This window comes from Rhodococcus sp. EPR-134, from assembly GCF_001647205.1.
GTDB classification, from domain to species: Bacteria; Actinomycetota; Actinomycetes; order Mycobacteriales; family Mycobacteriaceae; genus Rhodococcus_F; species Rhodococcus_F qingshengii.
Window position 1 is genome coordinate 1 of sequence record NZ_LVCT01000062.1, and the last position, 5,879, is coordinate 5,879.

The following is a 5,879-nucleotide window of genomic DNA, read 5'->3' on the forward strand; positions in this document are numbered from 1 at the left end:
GGTCGCACGCCTGGCCGAGGGACCGCTTGGCGAATCTTTCGCCGATGCGGACCGCAACCCCCCTGTCTTCGATCCCGAGACGCACACCGTTGCACTTCCGGAATCCTTCAAGAAGTCGTTCAAGGCTCTGTGGGATGCCGAGTGGTACCGCATGGGATTGAGCGAAGAGGTCGGCGGCGTGCCGGTTCCCCGATCCGTCGTGTGGGCCATCGGTGAGCTGATCCTGGGCGCACAGCCTGCAGCGCACATGTACCAGGCCGGACCCGCCTTCGCGGACGTGCTGTTCAACAACGGCACCGAAGAGCAGAAGAAGTGGGCAGCCACCATCGTCGAACGCGGATGGGGCGCCACGATGGTCCTCACCGAGCCCGACGCCGGCTCCGACGTCGGTGCCGGACGCACCAAGGCGATCAAGCAGGACGACGGCTCCTGGCACATCGAGGGCGTCAAGCGCTTCATCACCTCGGCCGACTCGGACGACCTGTTCGAGAACATCTTCCACCTCGTTCTCGCTCGCCCCGAAGGCGCCGGACCGGGCACCAAGGGCCTGAGCCTGTTCTTCGTCCCGAAGACGCACTTCAACTTCGAGACCGAAGAGTTCGGCGAGCGTAACGGTGTCTTCGTCACCAACGTCGAGCACAAGATGGGCCTGAAGGTCTCCGCCACGTGTGAGGTCACCTTCGGCGGCCACGGCATCCCCGCACAGGGCTGGCTGGTCGGCGAGGTCCACAACGGCATCGCCCAGATGTTCGACGTCATCGAGCACGCTCGAATGATGGTCGGCACCAAGGCAATCGCCACCCTCTCCACCGGTTACCTCAACGCTCTCGATTACGCCAAGCAGCGCGTGCAGGGCGCAGACCTGACCCAGATGACCAACAAGGCAGCACCGCGCGTGACCATCACGCACCACCCCGACGTGCGTCGTAGCCTGGCAATGCAGAAGGCATACGCCGAAGGCCTGCGCGCGGTGTACCTCTACACCGCAGCTCACCAGGACGAGGTTGTCGCCCAGCTCGTCTCGGGCGCAGACAAGGACACCGCGTTCCGCGTCAACGACCTGCTGCTCCCGATCGTCAAGGGCGTCGGCTCCGAGCGTGCGTACCAGTACCTGACGGACAGCCTGCAGACCCTCGGTGGCTCCGGCTTCCTGCAGGACTACCCGATCGAGCAGTACATCCGCGACTCCAAGATCGACTCGCTGTACGAAGGCACGACGGCCATCCAGGCTCAGGACTTCTTCTTCCGCAAGATCGCTCGTGACCGCGGCGTCGCGCTCGCTCACGTTGCCGGACAGATCAAGACCTTCATCGACAGCGAAGCCGGCAACGGTCGTCTGAAGGCGGAGCGCGCACTGCTCGCCACCGCACTCGAAGACGTCCAGGCCATGGCCGCCACGCTCACCGGCTTCCTCATGGGAGCTCAGGAGCAGCCCACCGAGCTGTACAAGGTCGGCCTCGGCTCCGTCCGCTTCCTGATGTCCGTCGGCGACCTGCTCATCGGCTGGCAGCTGCTCCGCCAGTCCGAGATCGCTCTCGCAGCACTCGACAACGGCGCTTCCGACAAGGACAAGGGCTTCTACGAGGGCAAGGTCGCCATCGCTTCCTTCTTCGCCAAGAACGTCCTGCCCGAGCTCACCGCTTCACGCGAGATCATCGCGAACACCGAGAACGACATCATGGAGATCGACGAAGCAGCATTCTGATTCGTTCCTGATTCATGAAAAGTGCCGGTCCCGAGAACGTTTCGGGGCCGGCATTTTCATGCTCAGCAGTCCATGGAATCCGAGGTCATCTGCGCTCGACGGTCGGACAACTGATCTGTGCGGACAGTACGGACGTCGTCGGTTGTTCGCCGGGCCGTGCCGCCCTTCCCACCAGGGAAAGCGCCACGCGCCTGCGGTCCGGAGAACTGACGATTTCGATGGACTTGTCGTCACCGCCCCCGAAGGACACGAACTGTCCGCTCTGATCCGAGAACTTCATGATCGCCGACCCGTGCTGACCTGGTTCCGGTTTTTCGTTCACGTAGACCTGCAACTGGAAATCACGTCCCGGATACTCGCCGCCGCCGTCGTACTCGTAAAAGGAACTGGTGTGCACCTCGTAGGCCCACTGGCGGTGACCGGCGGGCAGCGAATCCGCCCAGTTGTGCTCGAAACACGTGACGGATCCGGGCAGCGAGACATTGGCTGCGCCGCTCCACCCACCGGACAGGGTGATGGCTCCGTACGGCGCTGCTTCGGACTCGTGCCGATCGGAAGGCAAGGGCGGAACGGTCACGGGTCCGACATTGCGACCGGTGAACTCGAAAAGCCTCTCGCTCGACACGAACGGGGGCGACTCGCGCTCCCCGGCACAGGAGACAACCGACAGGGTGGCCATGACCAGTAACGCACACATACCGCGTCTACGAACCGGCACCTCGACTCCCCCGTTCCGTTTCCAACAGAATACATACCGTTCGGTCTTCAAGTTATCGAACGTGTCCGACACATCCCATTCCTGGGACCGCTCGCCCGCTACCGATGTGATTGGGTGAGCACGAACGTCCACTGAACCAGCACTCGGTTCTTTCGCAGGCCGAGTAGATCAACAGACAGGTGATCATCGTGGTCGCACCAGAGCATTCACAACCCGATTACGCCCCCGACCTGGCATTGACCGCCACGGACTTGGCGCTCGACGGCCCATGGGGGCCGGTGTTCGGACCCGTCAATCTCGAGATTCGTGCGGGCGGTGTGACGATCCTCGAAGGCTCGGCCGGTTCAGGACGTACGTCCTTACTTCTGACACTCAGCGGACGAATGAAAGCCAGTTCCGGCTCACTGTCCGTCTTCGGTCGGACGCGTCCCCGCGAGATCTTCGAGATCGCCGGGGTCGCCGGGTTCGAGGACATCGACGAGCTTGCCGAATCCGTCACCGTCCGCGATCTGATCACCGAACAAATTCGCTGGGATGCGCCCTGGTACAAGCTCATCGGACGCGCCGGAGACCGCGAACTCGAAGCGGTGTGCGCTCCCGTCTTCGGCGATCATCCGTTACCTGCGCTCGGCCGGTACGTCAGCGATCTCGGGGAACTCGAGGCGATCCTGCTGCGTATCGCCGTCGCGAACACGAAAAAGCCGGCCCTGCTTGTCGTCGACGATCTCGAACAAGTGCGGCGCGACTCCGAACGTGCGTACCTCGTCGAGCGACTCGTCGAGATGGGGAGCTACCAGACCATCATCGCGTCGACCGTCAACCCGCTGCCAGACGGATCACCCATCGATGCCGTCACCCTGCTCCAAGAAGTCACCAATCCCGACCAAGAAGGGGCGAGGTAACCGCGATGCTCGCTGGAATGTCTCTCGGAACCGAACTCAAGCGGTTCTCCCGCGGCGCGATGCCCAGGATCGCACTCGTCACCATCATCTTGATGCCACTGCTGTACGGCGCGATGTACCTGTGGGCGTTCTGGAATCCGTTCGGTGAGGTCAACAAGGTCCCCGTCGCGCTGGTCAACACCGACCGCGGCGCGATGGTGCAGGGTCAGGAGCTCAACGCGGGCGACGAGGTAAGCCAAGCGCTGCTCGATTCCGGTGAGCTCGATCTCCACCTGGTCTCGCAGCAGGAAGCCGCTCAGGGAGTCTCGGACGGCACGTACTACTTCTCTCTCACATTGCCTGAGAATTTCAGCGAGGCCGTCGCCTCCCCGACGACCAAGGACCCCCACAAAGCTCAGTTGCAGTTCACCTTCAACGACGTCAACAACTACCTCGGCACCATCATCGGCCAAAACGCCGCCCAGCAGGTCCTCAGTCAGGTCAGCGACAAGATCGGCGCGCAGTCCGTCGAGACAGTTCTGGTCGGATTGACCGATGCGGGTGCTGGTTTGAAGCAGGCCGCCGACGGAGCGCTCCAGCTCTCGGCCGGAGTGAACACTGCCAACGCCGGAGCCGGCGAATTGGCGTCGGGCTCGAAAACTCTGGCCGACAACATGGTTACCGCACGTGACGGTGCAGCCACTCTTGCCGGCGGTACAGCGCAACTCTCGACTGGCATCAACACCGCCACGGACGGCGTCCTCGCACTGACCGACGGTCTGGGGCAGCTCGATCTCGGAGCCGTCCAACTTGGCGACGGCGCAAGCCAACTCAGTGGTGGCGTCACCCAGGTCGTCGACCAACTGAGTGTCCTCGGGAACACACAAGCAGACGTCGCACAGCTGGTCGGGCAGGCAGTGGCCAGCCTTCGACTTAACCCGGATCCCGTCAGCCAACAGATCGCCAATGCCCTCGCGCCTGCCCAGGACATGCTGCGCACTCAGGGTTTCGGTGAAGCGACCATGGGCCAACTGGGCGAACTCAAGAGCGGTGCACAACAACTCGCCTACCAACTCGACGATCCGTCGAGCACCTTCCGAGCCGGGCTCAGCGCCGCGGCCAACGGCGGTGGTGAACTCCGCAACGGCCTGGTACAGCTGCGTGACGGCGGTCAGCAAGTCAACGACGGCGCTCAAACCCTCAGTAGTGGACTGGTTCAACTCACCGACGGAAGCGTTCAACTCTCCGATGGTGCAGCCAAACTCGCAGACGGCACCGAGCAACTCCGTGCCGGGTCTGCCGAACTCGCGACCAAACTCACCGAGGGCGCCGGTCAGGTCCCCAGTTGGAGCGATCAGCAGCGAACCGCAACCGCTCAAACCCTCTCCAGCCCGGTCGAACTACAGGAGACGTACGAGAACCGGGCAAGCACGTTCGGTACCGGTTTTGCACCGTTCTTCCTGCCCCTCGCGCTGTTCGTGGGCGGCATCATCACCTGGATGCTGCTCAAGCCGCTCCAGAACCGGCCCATCGCAAACGGACTCGGCGCGCTGCGAGTGGTCCTCGCCTCGTACTGGCCGGCATTGCTCATCGGCATCTGCCAGGTGATCGTGATGTACCTGGTCGTGCACTTCGCCGTCGGCCTGCACCCCACACACGCCCTCGGCACCGTCGGATTCCTGATGCTCATCACTGCCACGTACATGGCGTTGATCCAGGCATTCAACGCCATCTTCGGAGTCTCCGTCGGACGCGTCATCACCCTGGCGTTCCTGATGCTGCAACTGGTTTCGGCCGGCGGCATCTATCCCGTCGAAACCACCGCGAAACCGTTCCAGATCATCCACCCCTTCGACCCGATGACCTACGCGGTGAACGGGCTACGACAACTCACCGTCGGCGGTATCGACTCGAGACTGTGGGTCTCGATCGCCGTCCTCGGCGGCCTTCTCGTCGCCTCACTCGGCGCCAGTTCACTTGCTGCACGCCGAAATCGGCAATGGACCATGGACAGGCTGCATCCGCCGATCGAAGTCTAGGCGAGGGTCTCCGGCCAAGGCTCCACGGTCAGCGCAGGCCATTCCCTGCGCCACCGTGCTGCCTTGGCCTCGTAAACCTCTCTCGGCGCCAGCACCGGGTTGGGGCGGACGATCATGTCGAAAAGATCGTCGTATCCATGCGGGGCATACACGTCCAAGGTCCCATCCGATCCCTTGGTGATCCCGAAACAGCAAGTTGTGGAAGCGAAGTGGTCGACAGCGTCGCGGCAACTGGTGAACGGAACGCCGGGAATCCCGAAATGCTGCTCGTACCACAGGTGCACGCGGGCTTCGTTGCGTACTTCGACATCGGCATCCACATCGGCGAACAGTTCTGCCGCCGAACGAATCACACGGTCCTCCGCGTCGTAGCTCAGATCGCCGGCGTCGAAGTAGAACAGGTCGTAGTCCTTGATTCCGGCGCCGAGATCACGGCCGTCGATGTGATTCCAGACGGTTTGGAAGAGCCCACCCGCCGTCAGGTACCACTCCGGCAATCCCAGCTTCGGCGCACGATCCACGATCGTTGCGACCAC

General features: G+C 62.9%; 5 protein-coding genes. 3 read left to right on the forward strand and 2 right to left on the reverse strand.

Translation table 11 applies throughout. From position 1 onward, the window contains the following. A partial coding sequence (locus A2J01_RS03070) for an acyl-CoA dehydrogenase (protein WP_064111898.1) occupies positions 1–1,705 on the forward strand: 1,705 nt, incomplete at its 5' end. An 85-nt stretch (positions 1,706–1,790) separates the two neighbouring features. Here A2J01_RS03070 and A2J01_RS03075 read toward each other — a convergent pair. Then, entirely contained in the window at positions 1,791–2,423 is a 633-nt protein-coding gene (locus tag A2J01_RS03075) for a hypothetical protein (RefSeq protein ID WP_230359540.1), read from the reverse strand. A gap of 179 nt (positions 2,424–2,602) precedes the next feature. On the opposite strand from A2J01_RS03075, the gene A2J01_RS03080 reads away from it, so the two are divergent. Continuing rightward, positions 2,603–3,325, forward strand: coding sequence for an ATP-binding cassette domain-containing protein (locus tag A2J01_RS03080; protein WP_064111899.1), 723 nt, complete (start codon positions 2,603–2,605; stop codon positions 3,323–3,325). Positions 3,326–3,330: 5 nt separating this feature from the next. After that, positions 3,331–5,343: a YhgE/Pip domain-containing protein gene (locus A2J01_RS03085; RefSeq protein ID WP_007734572.1), complete on the forward strand. Its 2,013-nt coding sequence runs from the start codon at positions 3,331–3,333 to the stop codon at positions 5,341–5,343. Here the strand turns inward: A2J01_RS03085 and A2J01_RS03090 are convergent. Then, on the reverse strand, positions 5,340–5,879 hold a 540-nt coding region (locus A2J01_RS03090), incomplete at its 5' end, for a nucleotidyltransferase family protein (protein WP_231915690.1). The genes A2J01_RS03085 and A2J01_RS03090 overlap by 4 nt on opposite strands.